The organism is Kitasatospora sp. NPDC089509 (assembly GCF_044749365.1).
Classification (GTDB): domain Bacteria; phylum Actinomycetota; class Actinomycetes; order Streptomycetales; family Streptomycetaceae; genus Kitasatospora.
The window spans coordinates 285434-310279 of record NZ_JBIVHS010000001.1; the positions used below are offsets into that span (position 1 = coordinate 285434).

A 24846-nucleotide genomic window follows, 5' to 3' on the forward strand; every position below is an offset into this window, starting at 1 on the left:
GACCAGTGACCGGGGACCGCGGATGAGCGTCCTGGACCGCTTCCGGCTGGACGGGCGCGTCGCGGTGGTCACCGGCGCCTCCTCCGGCCTGGGCGTCGCCTTCGCCGTCGCGCTGGCCGAGGCGGGCGCCGACCTCGTGCTCGGGGCGCGGCGCGCCGAGCGGCTCGCGGCCGTGCGCGCGGCCGTCGAACGGCTCGGCCGCCGGGCCGTCGCCGTGCGGACCGACGTCACCAGACCGGAGGACTGCCGCGCCCTGGTCGACGCGGCCGTGCAGGCCTTCGGGCGGGTGGACATCCTGGTCAACAACGCCGGGATCAGCGGCGAACGACCCGCGACGGAGGAGACGCCGGAGCAGTTCCGCGAGGTGGTCGACGTCAATCTGAACGGCTGCTACTGGATGGCCCAGGCGGCGGCGCCGGTGATGCCGCCGGGCGGCGCCATCGTCAATGTGTCGAGCATCCTGGCGCTGGTCACGGGCGGACTGCCGCAGGCCGCCTACTCCGCGTCGAAGGCCGGGCTGCTCGGCCTCACCCGCGACCTCGCCCAGCAGTGGACCCCCGGCCGGGGCATCCGGGTGAACGCCCTCGCGCCGGGCCTGTTCGCCTCCCCGATGACCGACGGCTACGCCGACGGCTATCTGGAGGCGATACTGCCGAGGGTGCTCCCGGGCCGGATCGGGCGGCCCGAGGAACTCGCCGCGGCGCTGGTCTTCCTGGTCTCCGACGCGGCCTCCTACATCACCGGCAGCACCCTGACGGTCGACGGCGGCACCCACATCGCCTAGGACGCCAGAATCGATCCGCGCACGGAGGTGTTCATGGAGTCGACCGGCACCGGTGGGCGGCCCGGCGACGGCGCCCGTCCCGAGCCGCTCGGGGACCCCCGGCTGCGCCGGCTGATCGTCGGTCAGGCGCTGGCGGCCGTGGTCGACGCGCTGTTCATCGTCTGGCTGACCCTCTACGTGCTGAAGCTGGCGGACCCCGGCCTCGCCACCGGGCTGGTCCTGGTGGCCGTGGCGCTGCCGCGGGCGGTGCTGCTGCCCCCGGCGGGCGTGCTGGTCGACCGCCTCGGTCCGGCCCGGGTGGTGGCCGTCGCCGCCTGGCTGCGGGTCGCCGTCCTGCTCTCGCTCGGCGTCCTGGTCGCCTTCGCCGCCCCCTCGTTGACGACGGTCGCGGTGCTCGGCGGCCTGCTCGGTGCCGCCGACGCGGCGTACTTCCCGGCGGCCCTGGCACTGCTGCCCGCCGTGGTGCCGACCGCGAAGCTGGCCCGGGTCAACGGGCTGGTGCAGGGGGCGGAGTCGGTGGGCGATCTGGTCGGCCCGGCGGTGGCGGCCGGCTGCATCGCCGCGGCCGGGTTCACCGCGACGCTCGGCGGGATCACGGCGCTGGCCGCGGTGGCGGCCGTCGCCCTCGGCACCCTCGTCCGCGCGGTGCGGCGCTCCGGGGAGTCCACCGCCGAGGGGGCGTCGCCCGGCAGCGTCCGCGCCCTCGGCGCGGGCCTGGGGTACGCCTGGCGGGAGCCACCGGTGCGGGGCATGCTGGCGGCCGTCGGCCTGATCAACATCGCGGTGGTGGGTCCCGTGCTGGTGGGCGGCGCGGTGCTGGCCGAGCAACGCCTGGGCGGCGCCGGGTCGTTGGGCGTCCTGCTGTCCGGGTTCGGCGCCGGTGCGCTGGCCGGTTCGCTGGCGGCCGGGTGGCGGCCGCCGGCCCGGCGGGGGCGGACGGTGGTCGGCGGGGTCGCGGCGATCGGCGCGGGCACGGCCGGACTCGCCGCCGTCACCCAGGTCGCCGCCGCGACGGCGGTGGTCTCGCTGATCGGCCTCGGCTCCGGCTTCCTCGGCGTGGTCGTGGTGGCCACTCTCCAGGAGCGCGTCCCCGAGCGGTTGTTGGGCCGGGTGCTCAGCCTCCTGGTGCTGGCCACGGTCGCCTTCGACCCGTTCTCCTACGTGCTCGCCGGCGCCCTGCTCCCGTACGGCACCACACCGCTCTTCCTGCTCTGCGGCACCGCCGTGCTGGCCTGCGCCGCCCTGCTCGCCACCAGCCCGGCGATCCGCTCCCTGCGCTGAGCCGCGCGGCGGGGCCCGACGCCTTCGGCGCCGGCGAGGCGCTGCTCAGGCCTCGGGGTCCGCCAACGCGCCGCGCGCCGCGAGGAGTTCGCGGAGACGGTGGTGCGGGAGCGCGGGGGAGCGGTGGCCGTCGCGGCCGGTCGTCTCCTCGGCGGTGACCAGGGCGTTCAGTACGGCCTCCTCGACGGCCTGGACGACGGCCTCGTAGAAGGGGTCGATCCGGCCCCAGGGGACGAAGCGCAGCGTCTCGTAGTCGGAGTCGCGGGGCTCGCCCTGGGGGAAGGAGCTGCCCAGCGCGCCGGCGTTGGCGGTGGAGAAGGCGAGGAAGACGTCGCCGGAGAAGTGGCCGCCGCTGGTGCCGGTGCGGGCCAGGCCCAGCGGCACCCGGCGGGCCAGGGCCTTGCACTGGCCGGGCAGCAGCGGCGCGTCCGTGCCGATCACGACGATCACCGAGCCGGCCCCGCCGGGGGCGAACCAGTCGGTGTCCTCCATCGGGTTGTCGGCCCGCAGTTCCCGCCCCACCGGGACGCCGGTGACGACGAGTTCGCGCCGGTCGCCGAAGTTGGCCTGGACGAAGGCGCCCACGGTGTAGTCGGCGGAGCCGTACCGGACGACCCGGCTGGCGGTGCCGGAACCGCCCTTGAAGCCGTAGCAGTTCATTCCGGTGCCGCCGCCGACGCAGCCCTCCTCGACCGGCCCGGCCGCCGCCGACTCGATCGCCGCGATCGCGTGCTCGGTGCGGACGTGCGGACCGTTGATGTCGTTGAGGTAGCCGTCCCAGGTCTCGGCGACCACCGGCAGCAGCCACTGCCGGGCGAGGTCGGGCCGGTGGGCGGCGGTCCAGTCGACGACGCCCCGGTGGACGGTGCCGACGGCGTGGGTGTTGGTCACCATGACCGGGCCGTTGAGCGCGCCGGTCTCCTCGATCCAGGTCGTCCCGGTCATCTCGCCGTTGCCGTTCAGCGCGTACCAGCCGGCCGCGCAGGGCGTGCCCACGCCCTCGCGGCCGCGTGGGAGCAGCGCGGTGACGCCGGTGCGGACGTGCTCGCCCTCGACCAGCGTGGTGTAGCCGATCTGGACGCCGGGCACGTCGGTCAGGGCGTTGGCGGGTCCGGGGGTGCCGTCCAGGGCCAGGCCGAGCGCGCGGGCCCGGGGCCGTCCGGACGGGGTGGAGAGTGACGCGGTGGTGAGCACGGTCGGGTGAGCCTTCCTGACGGGGGCGCGGGGCGCGGGACGCGGGACGCGGGGGGCGAGGGTGGGGAGGGGGCTGGAGGTCAGTCCACCGGCCGGTCGGGGCGCAGGTCCGGGCAGCCGGTCGCGCTCCGGGCGTAGCCGAGCAGCAGGTCCAGCGAACGCCCGGGCGTGAGCGAGGAGTTGCGCGAGATGATGTGCAGGCCGTAGCCGTCCTCCAGGACGACCAGGTTGGCGGCGAGGTCGAGGGCCGGTGCGGTGAGCTCGAAGTGGCCCTGGGCCCGGCCGATCTCCAGGATGCCCGCGTAGAGGGCGACCTGGCGGTCGTACAGGCTCTGCGCCAGTGTGGAGTAGACCGGGTCACCGTGCGTGGCCGAGCTGAACTCGTAGAGCACCAGCGCGAGTTCGTCCTCCGGGCCGTCCGGGAGGCCGAGCCGGGCGCAGGCCACGAGCTTGTCGCGGGCGTCCGGAAGTCGGGCGGCGACGGCGCTGCGGTCGGTGAAGAAGCGGTCGGCGGCGCGTCGGTAGACCTGCTGGAGCAGTTCGCCGAGGTCGCTGAAGTAGTAGTTGACCGACCCCCGGGCGACGCCGGCGGCGTCCGCGATGTCGGCGACCCGCAGCTGTGCCAGGCCGTGCCGTCCGACCGCCTCGGTGGCCGCGAGCACCAGCTGCTCGCGGCGGGCGGTCTGGTTCTTCGCTCGGGCCATCACGATTCCTTGTCGCTGACGTCAGATCATGTCCTAGCTCTTGACGTCGGAGTATCCCAGAACTTTGACTTCTGTGCCAAAGAACTCCGATGACGTTTCAGCGACTCAGGAGGACCCGATGGCCGATCCCCCCGCCGCCCGCCCCGCCACCGCCGACGCGCACCCCGCCGGTCCGGGCGCCCCACCGGCCGGCTACGCCCAGGAACTCTCCCGCTCGCTCAGCCTGCGCGAGAACATGCTGATCACCCTCTCCTCGGTGACCCCGGCCTCCAGCGTCTTCATCGTGGTGCCCACGGTGATCCAGCGCCTCGGCGGAGCGGCGGCCGTGGCCTTCGCCCTCGCGGCGGCGGTCGGCGTGCTGATGGCCCTCTGCTACGCGGAGCTGTCCAGCGCCTTCCCGATCACCGGGGGCGAGTACGCCTTCGCGGCGCGCACCCTCGGCCGGTCCACCGGGTTCGCCCTGTTCGCGCTCAGCCTGCTCGGCGGGGTGCTGGTCACCGCCGTCATCGCCCTCGGCACCGGCAGCTACCTGGGCGTGGTCTGGAGCGCCCTGGACGGCAAGGGGGCCGGGCTGGCGGTGATCGTGCTGTCCTCGCTGGTCGCGGTGCTCAACATCCGCACCAACGCCTGGGTGACCGGCGTCTTCCTGCTCCTGGAGCTCGCCGCGGTCGCCGTGCTGGCCGTGCTCGGCCTGGTCCACGTCGAGCAGCCGCTCTCGGTGCTGTGGACCCCGCACGCGCTCGGCGGGGCCGACGGAAACGTCCTGGTCGGGGCCTCCTGGGGGTTGGTCGCCTCGGCCACGGCGACCGCCGTGTTCGCCTACAACGGCTACGGCACCGCGGTGTACTTCGCGGAGGAGACCAGGCGGGCTTCCTCGATCGGCCGGGTGGTGCTCTGGTCGCTCGGCATCACCGTCGTCGCCGAGTGCCTGCCGCTGGTCGCGGTGCTGCTCGGCACGCCGAGCATGGGCGGACTGATGTCGGCCGCCTCGCCGATGAACTACTTCCTGCTGGAACGGGCCGGCTCCGCCGTCAACACGGCGGTCAGCCTGGGCATCGCCGTCGCCGTCGTCAACGCGGTCATCGCGATCATGCTGCAGAGCGGACGGCTGCTCTACTCCTCGGCCCGCGACCGGGCCTGGCCCGACGCCGTGGGCGGCCCGCTCTCCGCCGTCCACCCCCGGTTGCGCACGCCCCTCGTGGCCACGCTGACCATGGGTCTGGCCACGCTGCTGGTCGGCTGGCTGGTCTCGCTCGACACGCTGATCCTGGCCACCGGCTCGACCCTGGTGGTGGTCTACGTCCTGGTCGCGCTGTCGGCGCTGTTCGGGCGGATCCGGGGCGCCACCACCACCGCCCCCTACCGGATGCGCGGCTGGCCGTACGTCCCGCTGGGCGTCGTCGCGGTCATGCTCTACGTCGGCTACGAGTCGGTGCGGGCCGACTGGCGCCCGATCACCATCGCGGTCGGGATGCTGGCCGCCGGCTACGCCTACTACTACGCCTACCTCCACCCCCGGCGGGCCGACCGCTGGACCATGCCCGCTCCGGTCCGCGAGGAGGACGGGGCCTGAGCGGGCGCGCCCCGGCCCCCGGCCCCCGGCGCGGGGGTCGGAGGCCGGGGCCGGGAGCGGTCGGACAGGGGGCGGTCAGAGGTGGTAGGCGTACTCGGTGAACTCCCAGTCGGTGATGTGGCGTCGGAAGCGCCGCAGTTCGTCGTGCTTGTAGCCGAGGAAGGCGGCGGTGAAGTCCGCGCCGAGCAGCCCGGTGAGTTCGGTGTCGGCCGCCAGGGCGTCGAGCGAGGCGTCGAGGGTCATCGGCAGCACGGGGGACCTGGCGGTGTCGTAGCCGTACCCCTCCAGCGGCGCGGGGGGCTCCGCGGCGGCGCGGATCCCGAGCAGGGCCGCCGCGAGGGTGGCCGCGACCGCCAGGTAGGGGTTGGCACTGGCGTCGCCGAGGCGTAGCTCCAGACGGGAGCCCGCGCCGCGCTCCGGCGGGATCCGCACCATCGCGCTGCGGTTGTCCAGGCCCCAGTCGACCAGCCAGGGGGCGAGGGTGTCGGGGCCGAAGCGCTTGTAGGAGTTGACGGTCGGGTTGAGCAGCGCGGCGAGCGCCGGGGCGTGCGCGAGGAGGCCGGCGACGGCGTGCCGGGCGGTGCCGGAGAGCCCGTGCCGGTCGGCGGGGTCGTCGAAGGCGTTGGCCCCCGAGTCGTCCAGGGCCGAGAAGTGGAGGTGGAAGCCGGAGCCGCCCTCGCTGCCGAAGGGCTTGGCCATGAAGGTGGCGAGCCGTCCCTCGGCGCGGGCCAACTCCTTGACGGCGGCCTTGAACCGGAAGGCGCGGTCGGCGGCGTCCAGCGCCCCGGAGTGGGTGAGGTTGATCTCGAACTGGCCGCTGCCGAACTCGTGGTTGCCCGCGGTGACCCCGAGGCCGAGGTCGCGCAGCCGGCGCAGGGTCCGCAGCAGATGGCGGTCCGGGTCGCCGCGCAGGCCCGCGCTGTAGACGTTGCCGGTCGCCGGGGCATAGGGCTGCCAGCCGGTCGGTGCCTGCGGGGCCGGGTCGCACAGGTAGTACTCCAGCTCCGGGCCGACCACCGGGCGCAGCCCCAGGGCCGACCAGTGGCCGAGTACGGAGCGCAGCAGGTCGCGGGGTGACTCGGGGGCGGGCCGGCCGGTGGCCGGGTCGACGCTGTCGCCCAGGCACCAGGCCACGCCCGGTTCCCAGGGCAGCGGGGTGAGGGTGTCGAGGTCGGGCCGGACGGCCACGTCGGGGAGTCCGGCGTCGAGGCCGCCGGCCATGTCGACCACGTCGCCCTGGGGGCTGGTGTGGTAGACGGCGCGGCAGAAGGCGAGGCCGTGGTCGCAGGCGGACGGCAGGTGCTCCAGCAGGACGTCACGGGCCCGGTCGACGCCGATGAGGTCCGGGTAGATCACCCGGACGACGTCGACGCCCTGGGCGGTGAGCCGGTCCATCCGGCTCCGGATCCGGGGGGTCTCTTGAGCGCTCACCGGCGGGCTCCTCATCAGGGGGTTCCCGGGCCTCGGGGCCCGGAGGAGGGTGGGGGAGGGGTGGCGGACGAGGGTCGGCGCGGGGCCGGTCGGTCCTCTCGTTTGGTTCCAAACCATAGGGATCGACCCATCGCCTGACAAGGGGGATCTCGGAATCCCCGCCCCTGCCAAGGGGATTGACCGACCGGGGGCGACTGCCTATGTTGTTTGGAGTCAAACGACAGTCGTCGTGTCGCCCCGCCCGTACCTCCCTCGCCCACGCCCTCCCCGGGCGACCCCCGAGAACCGAGGAGCAACGCCCATGCCCGGCCTCCGCGGCTACTTCCACCCCAAGACCGCCACCGGCGAGTCCTCGCTCATCCCCGCGCCGCCGTGGCACTACTCCGGGGACCTGATCACCGTCGAGTACCGCACCGACCCCGCCCGGGTCCGCGAACTGCTCCCCGAGCCGCTGGAACTCGCCGAGGAGGACCCCGGCGCGGTCGCGCTGATCTGGGCGGACTGGCAGTCCTGCTCCGCCTCCGGACGGGAACTGCTGGACCCGGTGCGCTCCCAGTACAAGGAGGCCTTCGCGGTGGTGCGCTGCTCCTACCGCGGCCGCACCTACTCCCGCTGCGTCCACATCTGGGTGGACAAGGACTTCGCCATCGCCCGCGGCCTGCACCAGGGCTACCCGAAGAAGCTCGGCTCGATCCAGATGACCCGGCCGCACCCGTACGGACCGGCCCCCCGGATCGAGGCCGGCGCCCGGTTCGGCGCCACCCTGGCCGCGGCCGACCGGCGGCTCGCCCAGGCCGTGGTGACGCTCCGGGAGCCGGCCGGGACCAACGGCTTCGTCAACGCGCACCCGATGGCCCACCACCGCTGGCTGCCCTCGATCGAGAAGGACGGCGGCCTGGCCCTGGACGAGCTGATCGAGACCGGCGCCGCCTCCTTCGAGGCCGGGCAATCGTGGGCGGCCGACGCCGAGTTGGAGCTCTTCGAGGCCCCCACCGAGGAACTGGCCCGGCTGGAGATCCGCGAGCCGATCGGCGCCTACTACCGCCAGGTCGGCGTGGTCTGGGACGGCGGCAGGGTGCTGGAGACCGGCACCTCCGGGGCCTCCTAGGGCCCCTCCGCGAACTTCCTTCCGCCGCACGCTGCTTGCCGCCCCCCGCCCGCCGCGTCCCGACCGCCAGCACCGAACCCCCGCCACCACCGAACCCCCGCCACCCCTCTGGAGTACCGGACATGCCCGAACAACCCCGCACCGCAGCGGTGACCGCCGTCGTCGCCGGAGTCCCCGTGGACACCCGGCACTGGATCGGCGGCCGCCGGGTCGCCTCCGCCGGGACCTTCACCGACCGTTCGCCGATCGACGGCCGCGCCCTCGCCGAGGTGTCGCGCGGCGGCGCCGCCGAGGCCGGAGCCGCGGTGGCCGCCGCCGCGGCCGCCTTCCCCGGCTGGGCCGCCACCCCGCGCGCCGAGCGCGCCCGGCTGCTGCACGCCGTCGCCGACGGCGTGCAGCAGCGCCTGGAGGAACTCGCCCAGGTCGAGACCGCCGACAACGGCGCCCTGCTGCGCTCGCACCGCCGCGGGGTGATGCCCCGGGTCGCGCACAACTTCCGCTTCTTCGCCGACCGGCTGCTGACGCTCGACCACGAGGACTTCGAGACGCGCGGCCACAGCAACCACGTCAGCTGGGACCCGGCCGGCCCCTGTGTGCTGATCACCCCGTGGAACGCCCCGCTGATGCTGGCCAGTTGGAAGGTCGCCCCGGCCCTGGCGGCCGGCAACACGGTGGTCCTCAAGCCGGCCGAGTGGTCACCGCTGACCGCCTCGCTGCTGGCGGACATCGCGGCCGAGGCGGGCCTGCCGGACGGTGTCCTCAACGTGGTCCAGGGCCTCGGCGACGAAGCCGGCGCCGCCCTGGTCTCCCACCCCGACGTCCGCCGGATCAGCTTCACCGGCTCGGTCCCCACCGCCCGGCGCATCGCCGGGGCGGCCGCCGCCAACCTCACCCCGGTCAGCCTGGAACTGGGCGGCAAGTCCCCGCTGCTGGTCTTCGCCGACGCCGACCTCGACCTGGCCGTCGACCTGGCCGTCGAGCAGTACGACAACGCCGGGCAGGTCTGCCTGGCCGGCACCCGGCTGCTGGTGGAGTCCTCGATCGCCGAGGAGTTCCTCCGCCGGTTCGCCGTCCGGGCCGCCGCCCTCACCCCGGGCGACCCGCGCGACGAGGCCACCGACCTCGGCCCCACCGTCCACCGACGCCAACTCGACCGGATCGACGGCTTCGTCCGCCGCGCCCTCGACGCCGGCGCCCGGGCCGTGGTCGGCGGCGGACCCGACGAGGACCTCGGCGGCCTCCACTACCGCCCGACCCTGCTGACCGACGTGGCGCAGGACAGCGAGATCGTCCAGGAGGAGGTCTTCGGGCCGGTGCTCACCCTGCAGACCTTCGACACCGAGGACGAGGCGGTGGAGCTGGCGAACGGCACCCGGTTCGGCCTCGCCGCCGTCCTGGCCACGGGGGACCCGGAGCGCGCCGACCGGGTGACCGCCCGGCTGGTGGCCGGCACGGTCTGGGTGAACTGCTTCTTCGTCCGCGACCTCCGGGCGCCGTTCGGCGGTTCCCGCCACTCCGGCATCGGCCGGGAGGGCGGCAGTTGGAGCTTCGACTTCTACTGCGACCTCAAGAACACCGTCACCGCCCCGAAGGGCGGGCCCGGCCGTGGGTGAGGTCGTCGGCGCCGGACTGCTGGCGCACGTCCCCACCATCGTGCTGCCGGAGGAGACCCGCCGGGCGCTCAACGGCGGCCGGGAGGTCACCCTCGTCACCGGGCTGCGGCAGCTCCGCGAGGAGGTCTTCGAGACCCTCGACTACGACACCGTCGTGGTGCTGGACTCGCACTGGGCGACCACGGTGGAGTTCGTGGTCGCCGCGCAGGACCGCCGGGCCGGGCTGTTCACCTCGGAGGAACTGCCGCGCGGGATGTGCCGGATGCCCTACGACTACCCCGGCGATCCCGAACTCGCCCGGAACATCGCCTCGTTCGCGGAACGCAACGGCACCTGGATCACCGCGATCGACGACGTCTACCTACCGGTCTACTACGCCACCGTCAACCTGTGGAAGTACCTCGGCGAGGGCCTGCCCGACAAGCGCTGGGTGACCATCGGGGTCTGCCAGACCGGCGACCTGGAGGACCACCTGCGCCTGGGCCGGGCGCTGGCCGAGGGCATCGCCGCCACCGACCGCAAGGTGCTGCTGATCGCCTCCGGCGCGCTGTCGCACACCTTCTGGCCGCTGCGGGAACTGCGCGACCACGAGTCCAGCGACCCCGCGCACGTCTTCACCCCGCAGGCCCGGGCGGCCGACCTGGAACGGATCGCCTGGTTCCGACAGGGCCGGCACGACCGGGTGCTGGAGACCATGCCGGAGTTCCGGCGGTACCGGCCCGAGGCCCGGTTCTCGCACTACCTGATGATGATCGGCGCGCTGGGCGAGGAGCGCTGCACCGCACCCGCCCGCCAGTACGGCGAGTACGAGAACGCCATCGGCACCGGGCAGGTCCTGCTCTGGTTCGACCGCCCCGAGGCCGGTTGGACCGGTACCGCCGCCGCGTCCACGGGCGGTCCCACCGCCCGCACCACCCCCACCGCCCACCCCGAGACGGAGTCCGCAGATGCCTGAGTACCGCCGCATCCTCCTGGACGGCGCCGTCGTCCAGGTCGTCCGCGAGGACGCCGACCTGGTCGCCGCCGACGGCCGCCGGGTCAGGGCCGAGGAGGCCCACCACCTCCCCCCGGTCGTCCCCACCAAGGTGGTCGCGGTGCACCTCAACCACCGCAGCCGGGTCGAGGAGTTCGGGATCCGGCTGACCCCCACCCCCACGTACTTCCACAAGCCGACTTCGGCGCTCAACTCGCACCGGGGCGCGGTGGTCCGCCCCGAGGGCTGCAAGTACCTCAACTACGAGGGCGAGGTGGCCGTCGTCATCGGGCGGACCTGCCGCAACGTCTCCCCGGCGGAGGCGGGCGACCACATCGCGGGCTACACCGTGGCCAACGACTACGGCCTGCACGACTTCCGCGACACCGACGCCGGCTCGATGCTGCGCGTCAAGGGCTCCGACACGCTCTGCCCGCTCGGCCCCGGCCTGGTCACCGACTGGGACTTCCACGGCAAGTACCTGCGCACCTATGTGAACGGCGAGCTCGTGCAGGACGGCTCCACCGACGAGATGGAGTGGGACATGCACTACCTCGTCGCCGACATCGCCCGCACCATCACGCTCCACCCCGGTGACGTGCTGCTCTCCGGCACCCCCGCCAACTCCCGCCCGGTGCGGCCCGGTGACGTGGTCGAGGTGGAGGTCGAGGGGCTGGGACGGCTCAGCAACCACATCGTCACCGGCCCGGTCCCGGTCCGCGCCGACTGCGGCGCCCAGCCCACCGAGTCCGAGGAGGTCCGGTCCACCGCGCTCGGCGGGGACTGGGAGTTCCGCGGCATCCGGGCGCCCGAGCGCCCCTGAACCGGCGCCCGCCCATCCCCTCCCTCCCCCCACTGCGAACGACAGGTGAACGGCGTGGACACGCGAACGACCGGCCCCGAGGGGGCCGCGGGCGAGGCCCGCAGATCGAGTGGCACCCTCAAGCCCGACGCGCTCGGCGTCCTGGGCATCGTCTTCTTCGTCCTCTCGGCACAGGCGCCGCTCACCGGCATCGCCGGCGCCGTCCCCATCGCGATAGCCCTGGGCAGCGGCCCGGGCACCCCGGCCGCCTACCTGGCCGCCGGAGCACTCGTCCTGCTGTTCTCCGTCGGCTACGTGGCGATGAGCCGGCACGTGGTGGACGCCGGCGCCTTCGCCGGCTACATCGGCCGGGGCCTGGGGGACACGGCGGGGACGGGCGGCGCGGGCGTCGCGCTGTTCGCCTACAACGCCGTCCAGGCGGCCATGTACGGGCTCTACGGATCCATGGTGAGCGGCCTGTTCGCCCGGCACCTGGGCTGGGACGTGCCCTGGTGGGCCTGCGTCCTGGTCACCATGGCGGTCGTGCAACTGCTCGGCGCGGCGGGCATCGAGATGGGCGCCAAGGTGCTCGCGGTGTTCGTCCTCGCGGAGGTCGGAATCCTGCTCGCGTTCGGCGTCCTCGTCCTGCTGCGGGGCGGCGGACCGGAGGGGCTGGCCGCGACCCGGACCTTCGCGCCGTCCGCGGCCCTCGGCGGCGCCCCGGGCGTGGCCCTGATGTTCGCCCTGGCGTCGATGCTCGGGTTCGAGGCCACCGCCATCTACGGGGAGGAGGCCCGCGAGCCCCACAAGACCGTCCCGCGGGCCACCTACCTGGCCGGCGGCGTGATCACGCTGTTCTTCGCCTTCACCACCTGGATGCTGGTCTCCGCGTACGGCCCGTCGAAGGCCGTCGCGGCGGCGGGCGCCGCGCTGGCGGGCGGGGACGCCGCGGTCTTCGTGTTCACCCCGATCGCCGAGCGGCTCGGCGGCTGGACCGGTGACGTGCTCCCCTTCCTGCTCGCCACCTCGCTCTTCGCCGGCATCCTGGCCTTCCACAACTCGGCCAACCGGTACCTCTTCTCGCTCGGCCGCCGACGGCTGCTGCCCGGCCGCCTCAGCCGGCTGAACCGGCGGCGCTCCCCGGCGGTCGCCGGAGCCGTCCAGACGGCCGTCGCCGCGGTGTTCGTGCTGCCCTTCGCGCTGACCGGCAAGGACCCCGTGCTGACGCTCTTCTCCTGGGGCAGCGGCGTCGCGGTGCTGGCGATCATGCTGATGTACTTCCTCACCTCCGTGTCGGTGATCGTGTTCTTCCGCAGGGAGCGGCTGGACGACCGGCTCTGGCACACCGTGGTCGCCCCCGGCCTCGGCGCGCTCGGCGTCACGGCGGCGATCTGGCTGATCGTCTCGAACTTCACCACGCTGATCGGTGGGGACACGGCCGCCGCGACGGTGCTGGCGGCCTCCGTCCCGGTGGTGTTCCTGGTGTGCGCGGGCCTCTCCCGGCTGCCGGCGGCCCGCGCGGCCGCCGGCGACTGACCGGGCACCGGACGGCCCAGGGGCCGAGCCTCCGGACGGGGGGTTCGGCCCCGCTATATTGGCGCGGAAGGATCGATTCGCCGCACACCGCAGCCGACGACCCGTCGCGTTGCGAGAGGAGGGGACCGTGCCGGGCCAGCGTTCCATCACGGAGGCCGAGAAACTCGTCCAGGCCAAACTCGGCGGCGTCCCCATCCAGCACGAGCAGATGGCGATGGTGGCCAACATCCACCGCGCGGCGTCGGCGGTGCGGCAGTACTTCGAGAACTCGGTGCTGCGCGGCTCCGACCTCACCTGGACGGCCTTCGTGGTGCTCTGGGTGATCTGGATCTGGGGGGAGGCGGAGACCCGCCACGTCGCCGAGGAGGCCGGGATCTCCAAGGGCACCCTGACGGGCGTCTCCCGCACCCTCCAGTCGCGGGGCCTGGTCAGGCGCGCCGACCACCCCACCGACGGCAGGCTGGTGCTGCTGAGCCTCACGGAGGAGGGCGAGTCCCTGATGCGGCGCCTGTTCCCGGAGTTCAACGCGGAGGAGGCGTTCGTGGCCGCCCCGCTCAGCACCGAGGAGTGCCGGAGCACGGCCGACGCCCTGCGCCGGATCGTGGTGCAGGTCGAGACGCACGGCGAGGAGCGCCGGCTGAGCCTGCTGAACGGGGCCGAGCCGGCGCAGCGGCGCAGCGGCCGGAGGGCGAAGCCGTAGGGGGCGTCGTCCTCGTGGGGTCAACGCCGCCGGGCGGCGCGGACGAGTGCGTCGAACAGGCCCTGGTTGGCCGGGTCCTGGGCGGCGGTGTCCTCCGGGTGCCACTGCACGGCGGCGAACCACCCGGTGGCGCCGGGCAGTTCGAGGGCCTCGGGGGTGCCGTCGGCGGCCCGGGCGGTGACCTCGACCCCGGTCCCGGGCCGGTCGACCCGCTGGTGGTGGTAGCAGGAGGCCTCGACGCGCTCTGCCCGCAGTGCCTCGGCGACCGCGGAGCCCGGCCGCACCGAGACGGGGTGCACGAGGTGCCGGTGCTCCCGGTCCGGCCCGCCCATGTCCTGGCGCAGGGTGCCGCCGAGCGCCACGTTCACCACCTGGAGGCCCCGGCAGACCGCCAGCAGCGGGAGCCCGGCGGACAGCGCGGCGCGGCTCAACTCCAGGTCGAAGCCGTCCTGTCGGTCGTCGACGTCGTAGACGCTCCGGTGGGTCTCGGCGGCTCCGTAGCGGTGCGGTGCGAGGTCGCCGCCGCCGGGGAGCAGCAGTCCGTCGAAGCGGGCCAGCCGGTCGGTGACCTCGGCCGGGTCGGCGGTGCCGGCGGGGGCGTGCGGATGGATGGTGGCGGGTTCGCCGCCCGCCCGCCACACCGCCTCGACCAGGGCGCGGGCGTTGACCTCCGCCGCGTGGCGCAGTGCGGAGGCGGAGGCGCTGAAGCGGGCCGGGATCGCGATCAACGGCCGGTGCGCGCCGGGGCGGTGCGCGGTCGGCCGGTGCCCGCCGGGGTGGCGTTCGGTGGGCCGGTGTTCGGTGGGGCGGACGCTCACAGTCGGATCCAGGTGGTCTTGAGCTCGGTGTACTTCTCCAGCGCGTGGGCCGACTTGTCGCGGCCGTTGCCGGACTGCTTCACGCCGCCGAACGGCACCGTGAGGTCGCCCTCCTCGTAGCAGTTGACCCAGACCGTGCCGGCCCGCAGTGCCCGGGACACGCGGTGCGCGGTCGTCAGGTCGGAGGTCCACAGCCCGGCGGCCAGGCCGTACTCGGTGTCGTTGGCGAGCGTCACGGCCTCCTCCAGGTCGTCGAAGGTGAGCACGGAGAGCACCGGGCCGAAGATCTCCTCGCGGGCGAGCCGGGAGTCCGGGGCGACCCGGTCGAACACGGTCGGTTCGAGGAAGCTCCCGCCGCTCCCGGTGCGGGTCCGGGAGCCGCCGGTGCGCAGCCTGGCGCCGTCGGCGCGCCCGGCGGCGATGTGCTCCAGCACCCGTTCCAGGTGCGCCTCGCCGACCAGGGCGCCCATGTCGGTCGCGGGGTCCAGCGGGTCGCCGACCCGCAGGGCGCGGGCCCGGGCCAGCACGGCCTCGGTGACCCGTTCGGCGATCGAGCGGTGGACCAGCAGACGGGAGGGGGCGGTGCACATCTCGCCCTGGTTGAAGAAGATCCCCCAGGCCGCGGTGGCCGCCGCGGCGTCCAGGTCGGGGGCGTCCGGGAGGATGATGTTCGGGGACTTGCCACCGAGTTCCAGCCAGACCCGCTTCAGGTTGGAGTCGGCGGCGTAGCGCAGGAAGTGCCGCCCCACGGCGGTGGAGCCGGTGAACGCGAGCACGTCCACCCCGGGGTGCAGTCCGAGGGCGCGGGCGGCGGTGGGGCCGTCGCCGGAGACGACGTTGAGGACGCCGGGCGGCAGCCCGGCCTCGGTGGCCAGCCGGGCCAGCGCCAGCGCCGACAGCGGTGCGGACTCCGAGGGCTTCAGCACCACGGTGCAGCCGGCCGCGAGCGCCGGGGCGATCTTCCAGGACGCCAGTGTGAGCGGGAAGTTCCACGGGACGACGGCGCCGACCACCCCGGCGGGCTCCCGGGTGACCAGGGCGAGCGCGTCGGGGGAGACGTGCGGGGACTCGTCGGTGAGCTTGTCGGCGAGTTGGCCGTACCACCGGAAGGTGGCGATGGCGGCGCGCAGTTCGATGTCGTGGGCGTCGGTGATCGGCTTTCCCACCTCCAGGCTCACGGTGAGCGCGAGGTCGCCGCGGTGCTCCTCCAGCAGGTCGGCGAGGCGCAGCAGGAACCGACCGCGTTCGGCCGGTGCGAGCCTCGGCCAGGGGCCGGAGTCGAAGGCCCGGCGGGCGGCGGCCACGGCGAGGTCGACCTCGGCGGGCGTGGCGTCGGAGACCCGGGCGAGGGTCCGTCCGTCCCGGGGCGAGACCACGGCGTAGTCGCCGCCGGAGCCCGGTTCGTCCAGGCCGTCGATGTGGTGGGTGGTGGCCGGGCGCAGTCCGTCGGCGCGGTCCAGCCAGTCCTGGTGGGTGACGACCTGCGGCATCGGGGGGCCTCCGGGTGTTCGGCATGGTCATTTGACTCCAAACAATATGGGCCTGATCCCGCCCCCGACAAGAGGGTGGGGGCAACTCCGCTGCTGCGACCGGCCGTTGTCGGGCCGATGACCGGCCGCTCGGCGGCGGCGCTGCTGCGCCGGCGTTACCCGAACGGGTGAGTCCGCCGGGGATTCCGGACGTGCCCGACCGGACTCGGCCATGATGCTGGATCGGCCGGGCGTTGCGCGGACCGAGGGCGAGCAGGGGAGCGCGGTGGCGGTGGCGGTGGAACGGATCCCGGAAAGTGTCGTACCCCCCGTTGCCGTGCCGTCCGTGGCCGTGCCGCCGCCCCGGCCGGGCGGGCGGCAGCGGACGGCGGTGGTGCCGGGTCATGTCGCCTGTGTGATGGACGGGAACGGCCGCTGGGCGGCGCAGCGGGATCTGCCGCGTACCTCCGGTCACAGCGCGGCCGAGGCCACGGTGATCGACGTCATCGAGGCGGCGAGGGCGGCGGGCGTGCGGTGGCTGAGCCTGTACGCGTTCTCCACCGAGAACTGGAGCCGGCCCGGGGCCGAAGTCGACTACCTGCTGCGCCTGGTGCGCCGGGTCGTGCGCAAGCACGCGCCGCTGCTGCACGCGCGGGGCATCCGCTGCCGCTTCCTCGGGAACACCGATCCGCGGATCCCGGCCGGGCTGGCCCGTGACTTCGCGGACCTGACCCTGCTCACCAGCCGCAACCAGGGCATGACGCTGACCGTCGCGTTCGATCACGGCGGGCGCCGGGACATCGTCGAGGCCGCGCGGTCGCTCATCCGCAGCGGTGCGGCGCCCGACGCGGTGGACGAGGACGCCTTCGCGGCCCATCTGCCGTTCCCCGACACCCCGGACGTGGACCTGGTCATCCGGACCTCGGGGGAGCAGCGGATCTCGAATTTCATGCTGTGGCAGGTCGCCTACGCCGAGTGGGTGTTCCCACCGGTGCTGTGGCCCGACTTCCGCGCATCGCACTTCCTGGAGTGCCTGGACACCTATCAGCGCCGTCAGCGCCGGTTCGGCGGCGTGTCGGCGGAACCGAACGGAGACGAGGGACTGTGACCCAGACGACCACGGACGGCGAGGGGCCGGAGGCCGCCGCCACCACGGAGCCCGGGAGCGGCGGCACCGCGCGGACGGCGCAGATCTTCGGCCCGCAGACGCGGTTCCACACGCTCTTCGACGACCCCTGCTGGGCCGTGGCCATGATCCGGGCGACCGTCATGGAGGCGGCCCACCCGCAGATCGGCGCGGCGCTGGCGGACAGCTCCACGTTCGTGACGCATCCCTGGCGGCGGCTGAACAACACGCTGCGCAGCTTCCGGATCCTGGCCGGACCGGACGGGTCCGCGCGCGAGCGGGAGGTGGCCCGGCTCAACCGGCTGCACGTCCGGCTGACCGGCACCGACGCCACGGACCGGCCGTACGACGCGATGGACCCGGCGGCGCGCGCGTGGGTGGTGGCCACCATGTTCGAGAGCACCGTCACCATGTTCCGCTGGAGCGGGCGACCGCTCGACCAGGCCGCGATGGAGGAGCTGTACGCGCAGTACCAGGCCTTCCTGGCGCTGCTGGACCCCTCCAACGACGCCCTCCCCGGGTCGCTGAAGGACTTCTGGCCCTACTACGACCGGGTCGTCGAGGAGGAGTTGGAGAACACCGAGGCGCTGCGCACGATCCTCTACCACCTCTTCGACCACCTCCCGGCGCCGCCGCTGCTGAGCGGGGTACCCACGCTGTGGGCGGCCGGGCGCGCCGTGGCCGGGCCGGCCATCGGGGCGATCACGGTCGCGTCCCTTCCGGAGGCGTTCCGCCGGCGGGCCGGACTGACCGAGCTCCCCGGCGCCCAGGTGCTGACCCAGAGCGCCTACCTCGCCCTCGGCACGGCACGCCTCCTGCCGGAGGGCTGGATCACTGCGGAGAGTCTCATCGGCCTGCTCTCGCAGTCCCCCGACAGCGACGATCCCCGGGTCCGGGCGCTGGCGTCCGTGGGCGAGGGGATCAAGCGCTTCGGCGCGCTGCTGCGGCTGGTGACCCCGCTGCCGGACGAGCCCGACCGGCCCGGCGCCGGCGGGTCTTCCGGCTCGGGTGCGTCCACCGGCTCGGGCGGGTCCACCGGCGCCGGGGCGCGGGACGGTGCGGTGCAGCGCAGCGCCGAGGAGTTCTTCGACGAGGTGCTGGACCAGACCGGGGACGGCTACGTGGACTGGCCCGATCTCGCCGCCATGGCCCGGGAGTTGTCGGGCCGGCTCGATCTGGACGAGCCGAAGGAGACCAGGCTCTACGACGCGTTCGCCGCATGGTGGCGGGAGCTCCAGTCGACGCTCGACGCGAACGGTGACGGCCGCATCAGCCGACAGGAGTACGCGCAGGCGGTGCCCTCCCTCGCCGGTCCGGCCCTGATCCGGCTCGCCGAGGTGCTGTTCGACGCGACCGACGCCGACGGCAACCAGGTCATCGACGCGGACGAGTACCGCGCCCTGTTCCGTACGGGCTTCCGGCGTGAACTGCTCGACTCGGACGGGACGTACTCGCGGGCGGCGTTCATCAAGGACTTCCTGTCCTTCATGGCGGGCCGTCGGCGCTCCAGTGCCTACGACCCGCTGTTCGCCCAGGAGTAGCCCGCGGGAGCGGACCGGCTGAGCCGCCCTGTCCCGCCTCCGGCTGTCCCGCCACTGGCTGAGCCGCCGGGGCCCGGGCCCCGGCGGCTCAGCTCTTGAGGTGCGGCGCGGGCGAGTGTCGACAGCGGCGTTCCGGGTCGAGGTCGGAGCGGACCGGCGCGCACCGTGCCGCCCGGTACGGTGCGCGCCGGGGAGCGGGGGCTCAGCCGGTGGTGCGGGTGGCGGCCCGGCGGCGCCGGAGGAGGCCGCCGAGGCCGAGGGCTCCGCCCACCGCGCCCAGCGCGGCCAGGACGCCCGCGGCACCGGGGCTCCCGGAACCGCGCGCCGGGGCGCTGTCGGCGGCGAGCGTCCTGACGGGGGCCGCCGAGCCCCGGTCGAGGCCGCCGAGCAGGTGGGCGTTCGCGTAGTCGGTGCCGGGCAGCTTGTCGGCGTAGCGGTCGTGGACGAGTTGCCGGTACTGGTCGAGCGTGATGCCGTCGGCGCCGACCGAACGGACGGCGTCCGGGTTCAGCGGCCTGACCCGGCCGTCGACCAGCGCGTACCAGGCGCGGATCTGCGGCTCCTCGAAGGCCACGGCCTGCGGGCCGAGCGCGGCAGCGGCGGCGGCCTGGTCGGTCTCGTCGCTGCCGGACGCGATGTTGATCTCGACCCAGGCCCGGGAGCCGTGCGGATCGGGGGCGGTCCAGACCGAGGCCTTGCGGCCGTCGGCCGAGCGCGCCTCCGTCGCTGCGAACGCCAGCTTGGCGACCGGGGCCGCGGCCGACGACGAGGACGCCGCCACGAAGTCCGGGTTGAGGTAGTACACCGGCACCGTGGCGCCGACCACCTGGGGTGCGGCGGCCGTCAGCGGCCTCGCGGCGGCGGCCGGCGCGTTGCCGTCGTGGGCGAAGAACCCGCCGAGGGTCTGCACGACGGGCGCGGCCTTCGCCGCCTGTCCGGCGGCCGCGAGGTCGGCCGCCGACGGGACGCCGAGCACCGGTGCGACGGGCGAGCCGTCCGCGGCGGCGAGCGGGGCGGCGGCGAGCAGGCCGCCGCCGGCCAGGGCGAGGACGGCGAGCGCGCGGGAGACGCGGGGGATCGTCATGACGTCACGCTCCGATCTGGTAGAGGGAGTCGTTCCAGTTGAACTGGCCGTTGTCACCGGCGTAGTAGGAGTAGGAGCCCAGGTTGTAGCGGTTGCTGGAGGGCCACGGGTCGCCCCAGTAGATCGACTGGCTGCTCTGGTCGTAGCCGTAGATCACCTGGGCGTGCCCGCCCCCGGCGACCCAGGAGATGCCGGTCTCGATCGGCCTGCCCGCGTTGACCTCGCTGACGATGGTGTCGAAGGGCAGCGCGCCGGTCTCCTGGCCCGGGGAGACACCGAGCGAGGAGAGGGCGGTCTGCACCCAGGACAGCTGGCCCGGCTGGTTGGGGCACTGGTAGTCGGTGCTCTGGCCGTAGGCGAGGTCGCAGAACGAGTTCTGGCTGGTGCCGTGGCCGAGGAAGGTCGCGATGGTGTTGCCGGAGGCGGCCCAGCACCACTGGTCCTGCTCCTGGGCCTCCATGTCGATGTTGAGTTTGCTGGCTCCGGCGTCGTACGGGGCGGCCGCGGTGGTCTTGGCGGTCTGGCTGGTCGCGGTGGTGCGGGAGGCGTGGCCGGTGGGGTCGGCCGCGGCTGCGCCGGCGCCGGAGGTCACGACGGCGGCCAAGGTGCACAGGACCGCCAACCCGGCACGGAGGAACGACCCACGGGCGGGTCCGTTCATGGGGGATCTCCTTCGAGGAGGGAGAGAGCGCGGGAGGGTTCCGGGTGCACCCGGAACCCTCCGGTGCGCGCGTGGGGGAAGTGCCGCGCGGCCGTCGCGGCGCCTGGACCAGGACTGTCCCGAAGCCTAGGCGGCGTGCCCGGGCCCGTCCCAGAGCCGTCGGCGGTCGGTCGGCCGAACTGTGAACAGCTGTGAGGGCCGGGCGGGTTGACGATGGGGAACACCGCAGACCGCCGTGCTGATCGTCGCCCGAGGATCTGGACGCGGCCGGGGTAAGCGGGTAATTTCACAGCCCGCCACACCCTGTTCCGCTCCGCCCTCCTGCGCTCCGTCCCGTCCCGCTCCGTGCTGTTCTGCTCGGTCCCGTTCCGCTCGGTCCCGTTCCCGCGCCGTCCTGTTCCGCCCCGTCCCGTTCCGCGCCGCCGCACGGCCGGTGTTCCCGCAGCCCCAGGGAGTTCCGATGGCCAGTCGTCAGAAGTCGGCAGTCGGCATCCCCGCCGACAACGGCGCGGTCCTGGCCGCCCTGCGGACCGGGCCCTTCGAGGTCGCCCTGCGCACCGCGATCGAGGCCCGCGGCCTGCCGCTGGAGCGGCTGCGCAGCCACCTGGCGACGAACGGGCTACGGATCGCCGTGACCACCCTCAGCTACTGGCAGCGCGGACTGCGCCGGCCCGAACGCCCCGAGTCCCTGGAGGTGGTGACCGCGCTGGAGTCGATCCTCGGACTGCCCGCGCACTCGCTCACCGTCCTGCTCGGGCCACCCCGCCCACGCGGAGCGGCCGTTCGGGCACCGGGCGGACAACACCCGTACCCGTACCCCGAGATGATGCGCACGCCCGGCGATCTGACCGGCCTGCTGGCGGAGTTGAACAGTCCGGCCGCCGGAAAGCTCCAGGTGGTGACCGAGCACACCACCGCGACGATCGGTCCGCGTCGCGAACTGGCGCTGGTCAGCTCGATGGTGGCGGTACGGGCCCGGCAGGACGGAGTCGACCGGGCCCTGCTGATCTACGACTGCGACGAGGGGATGGACGAGAGCGCCGTCGAGGTGCTCGCCGGCGACAGCTGTCGGCTGGGCCGGGTGCGCCGGGACCGGCTGGCCCGGGTGGTGCTCGCCGAACTGCTCTTCGACCGGTCGCTGCACCGCTGCGAGACCCAGGTGTTCTCGTTCGAGATCCGGCCGCACAGCGAGGTGCCGTGCCACCGGCACATCACCGCCTTCCGGCTTCCCGCCGACCAGTACGTGCTGCGCGTCCGCTTCGATCCGCTCGAACTCCCGGTGCACTGCCAGTGGTTCACCGCCCGTGACTCGGAGGGGCCGGACGACAGCACGGTGGACCTCACCCTGGACAGCCACCATCTCGCCCACGTGGTGGCCACCGGGATCGGCCCGGGGGTCGCGGGCATGCGCTGGTCGTGGGTCTAGGGCGGCCCTAGCCCTGTCCGGCCGGATCGGCCGGACAGGGCTGCCTGCTCAGAACCCGATGATCCGCAGGTTGTAGCCGGCGGCGACGTAGAAGGTGTGGCCGTCGGGGCCGAGCGCCAGGTCCCTTCCGCCCTCGATCCCGGTCACGTTCTCACCGGGCACGGCGGCGGTGGTCGAGGTGTCGATCGACAGGACCGTGGAGCCCCCCACGAGCGTGTAGAGCCGGCTGCCGTCCGCGTTCAGCGGCAGCGCGCGCATCGACTGGCCCTTGTCGACGGTGAAGGTCGAGGCGACCGTGTCCGTGGCGAGGTCGACGACCGCGCCCGCGCCGCTGCCGTCCACCCGGTAGAGGCGGCTGCCGTCGGGGGACGCGGCCAGGCCGGCGAACTGGCCGCCCGCGCCGGCGATCGTCTTCTCCAGGACGGGGACGTCCCCGCTGGTGTCCAGGTGCGTCAGGCCCTCGTCGGTGGCCAGGTACGCGTCACCGCTGCCCGGTCGCACGGCGACGCTCCAGCTGTACTTCCCCGGGACCGTCACGGCGGCCGTGTAGGCCAGCTGCTGCGGCGAGAACTGCAGGATGCGGGCGCCCTCCAGGATCGGACGGTTGCCCGGTTTGGGGCCTTCCTGGGCGACGAAGACCCGGGTTCCGTCGTCGCTGACGGCCAGCCCGCTGAGCCGCCCGGTGGCGGTGCGCTCCGGCCGGGGCTGGTCGGGGGCCGCCACCCTGGCGATCACCGTGTTGGTGGCCGTGTCCACGACGGCCAGCATGGACAGTTGCAGGTGGCGGCCGAGCCCGTACAGCACGTAGACCCGTGAGCCGTCCGGGCTGACCGCCACCTGGCCGACCGCGACCTCGTGTCCGGCGTTCAGCAGCAACTCGGCCGTGACGGCGCCGCTCTGGGTGTCGACCACGTCCAGCCGGGCCCCGCTCGACGTGTTGCCGACCGAGACGTACGCGGTGCGCCCGTCCGGGCTGACGGCGACCCCCTGGGCCGGGAGCTTCAGCGGCGCGGTCTGCGGGACGCCCCGCGCCGGACCGCCGCCGTCGGCCGTCCGCGCATCGGTCGTACGCGCCCCGGCGGTGCCCGCCCCGGCTACCAGCAGCAGCCCCGCCGTGACCAGCGCACCTAACCAACGAGCCTTTGTGGCAAGCGAGTTCACGTCTTTCCTCCCCTACGAACACCGCGCTGCCCGCGGTGGAGGGCTCACGCTACGGGTCGCGGCCGGACCCGCCAACCACCACTTCCCGGACACCGCGCGACACCGTGCCGCGAGCCGCCCGGCCCGTCCGACCCGGCTCCGGCGGCAGTTCCAGCATCGATCATGAAAATAATGTAGCGGCATAAAACTTTTAGTGACTATAGTCAGTGCCATGGACGCGAACACATACGTGGGCCCGGACTACGACGTGGTGGTGGCCGGGGGCGGCCCGGTGGGGCTGATGCTGGCCTGCGAGCTGGCGCTGGGCGGGGCGCACGTGGTCGTCGTCGAGCGCCTGACCACGGTGGATCCCACGATCAAGGCCGGATCCCTCAACACCCCGACGGTCGAGGCCTTCTACCGGCGCGGACTGCTGCCCGCGCTGGCCGAGGAACAGCGGCGCACCATGGACGAAATCGACGCGTTCGCCCGGCAGCCCCGCCCTGCGGGCGCACCTGAGGGCGAACCCGCAGGCGCACCTGCGGGCGCGATGCGGAAGCCCGCAGGGCACTTCGCCGGCATCATGCTGAGCGCCGACCAGGTGGACCCTGCCGATCCGGCCTTCGCGGATCTCGGACCCGCCGCCACTGTCACCCTGGTGTCGCAGCAGCAGGTCGAGAGGATCCTCGGCGAGCACGCGGCCCGGCTCGGCGTCGAACTACGCCGGGGCGTGGAGCTGACCGGCTTCGAGGAGGACGCCCAGGGGGTGACGGTGCACACCCGCGGCCCGGCCGACGGCCCGGCCGACGTGGCGATCCGGGCCGGCTGGCTGGTGGGCTGCGACGGCGGCCGTAGCACGGTCCGCAAGCTCGCCGGGATCGCCTTCCCCGGCACGGACCCGCAGATCACCGCCCATCAGGCGATGGTCGGGATGACGGGTGCCGAGGCGCTCTCGCCGGGCTGGAACTGGACGGACACCGGCACCTACGTGCACGGCCCGGTGCCCGGCCGCATCCTCACCGTCGAGTTCGACCGGCCGTCGGCGGACCGCGAATCGCCCGTCACCGCCGAGGAGTTGCAGGAGAGCCTGCGCCGGGTGTCCGGGGTGGACGTCACGATCACCGAGGTGCGGAGCGCGACCCGGTTCACCGACAACGCGCGCCAGGCGTCCACCTACCGCAAGGGCCGGGTGCTGCTGGCGGGCGACGCCGCCCACGTGCACTCGCCGTTCGGCGGGCAGGGGCTGAACCTGGGCATCGGGGACGCGATGAACCTCGGTTGGAAGCTCGCCTCGGTGGTCGGCGGCCGGGCGCCCGAGGAGCTGCTGGACTCCTACACGGCGGAGCGGCATCCCATCGGGGCCTGGGTGCTCGACTGGACGAGGGCCCAGGTGGCGCTGATGCGGCCCACGCCGCACACGCGGGCGCTGCGCGGCGTGGTCGCGGAGCTGGCCGGCACCGTCGACGGGACCACCTCCATCGTCAAGCGGCTGTCCGGCGTGTGGCAGCGCTACGACCTCCCCGGCGACCATCCGCTGGTCGGGCGCAGCGCGCCGGATCTCGAACTGGCCGACGGCAGCCGGCTCGCGGACCACCTGCACAGCGGCCGGGCGCTGCTCCTCGACCTCGCCGACGACCCGCGGTTGCGGGAGCGGGCCCGACGGTACGGCGACCGGGTGGTCGTCCTCACCGCGGCCTGTCCGGACCGGCCGGAGCTGGCGGGCCTGCTCGTGCGCCCGGACGGTTTCACCGCGTGGGCGGCCGATCGCCCGGGCGACGACGCGGCCGGGGCGACCGCGCTCGGAGCCACGCTGGCCCGCTGGCTGGGCGCACCCACTGCTCCGGTCCCCGGCCCGCAGCACTGACCGAAGGCCGCCGGCCGC

At 74.1% G+C, this 24846-nt stretch carries 21 protein-coding genes; 13 read left to right on the forward strand and 8 right to left on the reverse strand.

Annotated elements, in window-relative coordinates; translation table 11 throughout:
- Nucleotides 1-22: 22 nt before the first annotated feature.
- Together ACIP4P_RS01055 and ACIP4P_RS01060 are read left to right on the forward strand one after the other, a co-directional pair.
- Nucleotides 23-784, forward strand: a complete 762-nt coding sequence (locus tag ACIP4P_RS01055) for an SDR family NAD(P)-dependent oxidoreductase (RefSeq protein ID WP_400913402.1) — start codon at nucleotides 23-25, stop codon at nucleotides 782-784.
- Between the two features lie 33 nt (nucleotides 785-817).
- Nucleotides 818-2065, forward strand: a complete 1248-nt coding sequence (locus ACIP4P_RS01060) for an MFS transporter (RefSeq protein WP_400913404.1) — start codon at nucleotides 818-820, stop codon at nucleotides 2063-2065.
- Nucleotides 2066-2110: 45 nt separating this feature from the next.
- On the opposite strand, the gene ACIP4P_RS01065 is transcribed toward ACIP4P_RS01060, so the two are convergent.
- Both ACIP4P_RS01065 and ACIP4P_RS01070 read right to left on the reverse strand, forming a co-directional pair.
- Nucleotides 2111-3259 (reverse strand): P1 family peptidase, encoded by a 1149-nt coding sequence (locus tag ACIP4P_RS01065; protein ID WP_400913406.1) that lies wholly within the window; start codon nucleotides 3257-3259, stop codon nucleotides 2111-2113.
- A gap of 80 nt (nucleotides 3260-3339) precedes the next feature.
- Nucleotides 3340-3963 carry a TetR/AcrR family transcriptional regulator gene (locus ACIP4P_RS01070; RefSeq protein WP_350515453.1) on the reverse strand — a complete coding sequence of 208 codons (624 nt, stop codon included), beginning with the start codon at nucleotides 3961-3963 and terminating at the stop codon, nucleotides 3340-3342.
- Nucleotides 3964-4081: 118 nt separating this feature from the next.
- On the opposite strand from ACIP4P_RS01070, the gene ACIP4P_RS01075 reads away from it, so the two are divergent.
- Nucleotides 4082-5536 (forward strand): APC family permease, encoded by a 1455-nt coding sequence (locus ACIP4P_RS01075; protein ID WP_400913410.1) that lies wholly within the window; start codon nucleotides 4082-4084, stop codon nucleotides 5534-5536.
- A 75-nt stretch (nucleotides 5537-5611) separates the two neighbouring features.
- Here the strand turns inward: ACIP4P_RS01075 and ACIP4P_RS01080 are convergent, their stop codons facing one another.
- A complete protein-coding gene (locus ACIP4P_RS01080) occupies nucleotides 5612-6967 on the reverse strand; it encodes a glutamine synthetase family protein (protein WP_400913411.1) in 1356 nt (451 codons plus the stop codon).
- Nucleotides 6968-7268: 301 nt separating this feature from the next.
- On the opposite strand from ACIP4P_RS01080, the gene ACIP4P_RS01085 reads away from it, so the two are divergent.
- The 6 genes from ACIP4P_RS01085 to ACIP4P_RS01110 all read left to right on the forward strand — a co-directional run bounded on the left by ACIP4P_RS01085 (nucleotide 7269) and on the right by ACIP4P_RS01110 (nucleotide 13699).
- Entirely contained in the window at nucleotides 7269-8075 is an 807-nt protein-coding gene (locus ACIP4P_RS01085) for an acetoacetate decarboxylase family protein (protein WP_400913412.1), read from the forward strand.
- Nucleotides 8076-8197: 122 nt separating this feature from the next.
- A complete protein-coding gene (locus tag ACIP4P_RS01090; RefSeq protein WP_400913413.1) occupies nucleotides 8198-9688 on the forward strand; it encodes an aldehyde dehydrogenase in 1491 nt (496 codons plus the stop codon).
- Entirely contained in the window at nucleotides 9681-10643 is a 963-nt protein-coding gene (locus tag ACIP4P_RS01095) for a 3,4-dihydroxyphenylacetate 2,3-dioxygenase (protein ID WP_400913415.1), read from the forward strand. Before ACIP4P_RS01090 ends, ACIP4P_RS01095 begins: the two co-directional genes overlap by 8 nt.
- A complete protein-coding gene (locus ACIP4P_RS01100) occupies nucleotides 10636-11484 on the forward strand; it encodes a fumarylacetoacetate hydrolase family protein (protein WP_350515459.1) in 849 nt (282 codons plus the stop codon). Before ACIP4P_RS01095 ends, ACIP4P_RS01100 begins: the two co-directional genes overlap by 8 nt.
- 54 nt (nucleotides 11485-11538) lie before the next feature.
- The gene (locus ACIP4P_RS01105; protein WP_400913418.1) at nucleotides 11539-12999 is read left to right on the forward strand and encodes an APC family permease; all 1461 of its coding nucleotides are present in this window, start codon (nucleotides 11539-11541) and stop codon (nucleotides 12997-12999) included.
- Between the two features lie 127 nt (nucleotides 13000-13126).
- A complete protein-coding gene (locus ACIP4P_RS01110) occupies nucleotides 13127-13699 on the forward strand; it encodes a MarR family transcriptional regulator (protein WP_350515461.1) in 573 nt (190 codons plus the stop codon).
- A gap of 20 nt (nucleotides 13700-13719) precedes the next feature.
- Here ACIP4P_RS01110 and ACIP4P_RS01115 read toward each other — a convergent pair whose 3' ends face one another.
- Nucleotides 13720-14427, reverse strand: coding sequence for a gamma-glutamyl-gamma-aminobutyrate hydrolase family protein (locus ACIP4P_RS01115; protein WP_400914406.1), 708 nt, complete (start codon nucleotides 14425-14427; stop codon nucleotides 13720-13722).
- Between the two features lie 86 nt (nucleotides 14428-14513).
- Nucleotides 14514-16007, reverse strand: a complete 1494-nt coding sequence (locus tag ACIP4P_RS01120) for an aldehyde dehydrogenase (RefSeq protein ID WP_400913420.1) — start codon at nucleotides 16005-16007, stop codon at nucleotides 14514-14516.
- Between the two features lie 397 nt (nucleotides 16008-16404).
- Between ACIP4P_RS01120 and uppS the strand changes: the two genes are divergently transcribed.
- Together uppS and ACIP4P_RS01130 are read left to right on the forward strand one after the other, a co-directional pair.
- Nucleotides 16405-17094: a polyprenyl diphosphate synthase gene (gene uppS, locus ACIP4P_RS01125; protein ID WP_400914408.1), complete on the forward strand. Its 690-nt coding sequence runs from the start codon at nucleotides 16405-16407 to the stop codon at nucleotides 17092-17094.
- Nucleotides 17091-18653 (forward strand): oxygenase MpaB family protein, encoded by a 1563-nt coding sequence (locus tag ACIP4P_RS01130; protein WP_400913421.1) that lies wholly within the window; start codon nucleotides 17091-17093, stop codon nucleotides 18651-18653. Before uppS ends, ACIP4P_RS01130 begins: the two co-directional genes overlap by 4 nt.
- Nucleotides 18654-18855: 202 nt before the next feature.
- Here the strand turns inward: ACIP4P_RS01130 and ACIP4P_RS01135 are convergent, their stop codons facing one another.
- Together ACIP4P_RS01135 and ACIP4P_RS01140 are read right to left on the reverse strand one after the other, a co-directional pair.
- Nucleotides 18856-19737 carry a hypothetical protein gene (locus ACIP4P_RS01135; RefSeq protein ID WP_400913422.1) on the reverse strand — a complete coding sequence of 294 codons (882 nt, stop codon included), beginning with the start codon at nucleotides 19735-19737 and terminating at the stop codon, nucleotides 18856-18858.
- A gap of 4 nt (nucleotides 19738-19741) precedes the next feature.
- A complete protein-coding gene (locus ACIP4P_RS01140) occupies nucleotides 19742-20398 on the reverse strand; it encodes a papain-like cysteine protease family protein (RefSeq protein ID WP_400913424.1) in 657 nt (218 codons plus the stop codon).
- 460 nt (nucleotides 20399-20858) lie between these two features.
- Between ACIP4P_RS01140 and ACIP4P_RS01145 the strand changes: the two genes are divergently transcribed.
- The gene (locus ACIP4P_RS01145; protein WP_400913427.1) at nucleotides 20859-21824 is read left to right on the forward strand and encodes a hypothetical protein; all 966 of its coding nucleotides are present in this window, start codon (nucleotides 20859-20861) and stop codon (nucleotides 21822-21824) included.
- Nucleotides 21825-21872: 48 nt separating this feature from the next.
- Here ACIP4P_RS01145 and ACIP4P_RS01150 read toward each other — a convergent pair whose 3' ends face one another.
- The gene (locus ACIP4P_RS01150; protein ID WP_400913429.1) at nucleotides 21873-22985 is read right to left on the reverse strand and encodes a hypothetical protein; all 1113 of its coding nucleotides are present in this window, start codon (nucleotides 22983-22985) and stop codon (nucleotides 21873-21875) included.
- A gap of 211 nt (nucleotides 22986-23196) precedes the next feature.
- Here ACIP4P_RS01150 and ACIP4P_RS01155 point away from each other — a divergent pair, with 211 nt between their 5' ends.
- Complete coding sequence (locus ACIP4P_RS01155; RefSeq protein ID WP_400913431.1) at nucleotides 23197-24828, forward strand: FAD-dependent monooxygenase; 1632 nt, start codon at nucleotides 23197-23199, stop codon at nucleotides 24826-24828.
- Nucleotides 24829-24846: the final 18 nt, after the last annotated feature.

Bases quoted from the DNA above. Each gene is read 5' to 3' on its own strand.
- ACIP4P_RS01075 (WP_400913410.1), top strand. From the start codon at position 4,082: ATGGCCGATCCCCCCGCCGCCCGCCCCGCCACCGCCGACGCGCACCCC.
- ACIP4P_RS01070 (WP_350515453.1), bottom strand. From the start codon at position 3,963: ATGGCCCGAGCGAAGAACCAGACCGCCCGCCGCGAGCAGCTGGTGCTC.
- ACIP4P_RS01055 (WP_400913402.1), top strand. From the start codon at position 23: ATGAGCGTCCTGGACCGCTTCCGGCTGGACGGGCGCGTCGCGGTGGTC.
- ACIP4P_RS01135 (WP_400913422.1), bottom strand. From the start codon at position 19,737: ATGACGATCCCCCGCGTCTCCCGCGCGCTCGCCGTCCTCGCCCTGGCC.
- ACIP4P_RS01155 (WP_400913431.1), top strand. From the start codon at position 23,197: ATGGACGCGAACACATACGTGGGCCCGGACTACGACGTGGTGGTGGCC.
- ACIP4P_RS01120 (WP_400913420.1), bottom strand. From the start codon at position 16,007: ATGCCGCAGGTCGTCACCCACCAGGACTGGCTGGACCGCGCCGACGGA.
- ACIP4P_RS01140 (WP_400913424.1), bottom strand. From the start codon at position 20,398: ATGAACGGACCCGCCCGTGGGTCGTTCCTCCGTGCCGGGTTGGCGGTC.
- ACIP4P_RS01060 (WP_400913404.1), top strand. From the start codon at position 818: ATGGAGTCGACCGGCACCGGTGGGCGGCCCGGCGACGGCGCCCGTCCC.
- ACIP4P_RS01090 (WP_400913413.1), top strand. From the start codon at position 8,198: ATGCCCGAACAACCCCGCACCGCAGCGGTGACCGCCGTCGTCGCCGGA.
- ACIP4P_RS01145 (WP_400913427.1), top strand. From the start codon at position 20,859: ATGGCCAGTCGTCAGAAGTCGGCAGTCGGCATCCCCGCCGACAACGGC.
- uppS (WP_400914408.1), top strand. From the start codon at position 16,405: ATGGACGGGAACGGCCGCTGGGCGGCGCAGCGGGATCTGCCGCGTACC.
- ACIP4P_RS01085 (WP_400913412.1), top strand. From the start codon at position 7,269: ATGCCCGGCCTCCGCGGCTACTTCCACCCCAAGACCGCCACCGGCGAG.
- ACIP4P_RS01100 (WP_350515459.1), top strand. From the start codon at position 10,636: ATGCCTGAGTACCGCCGCATCCTCCTGGACGGCGCCGTCGTCCAGGTC.